Here is a 235-nt window from a genome sequence, read left to right as displayed (position 1 = left end):
GCACCTCAAGAAATTTGGGGTTATGAAGCCTTAGTAGACTACACCATAAATCCATCCCTTAAATTACTGGCAACGTATAGCTATGTAGAAGGTGAAAATACTGAAGCAGATATATATTTAGGCTCTAAGCAAATCAGCCCACCAAAAGCCACAGCCAATCTTAACTGGCAACCTACGGATACCCTATCATTAACATTAAGTTACTTGTATGTGGGTGATAGAAAGCGCTTTGAGC

1 protein-coding gene is annotated in these 235 nt (G+C 40.0%); it reads left to right on the top strand.

Going from position 1 to position 235, the window contains the following annotated elements; genetic code table 11:
* Positions 1–235: hypothetical protein (locus tag R0K30_RS23545; RefSeq protein ID WP_410613452.1), on the top strand; the 235-nt coding region annotated here is incomplete at both ends.

The organism is Bacillus sp. SIMBA_154 (assembly GCF_046536015.1).
Lineage (GTDB): Bacteria > Bacillota > Bacilli > Bacillales > Bacillaceae > Bacillus > Bacillus pumilus_P.
This window is presented reverse-complemented; position numbering and strand designations above follow the sequence as displayed.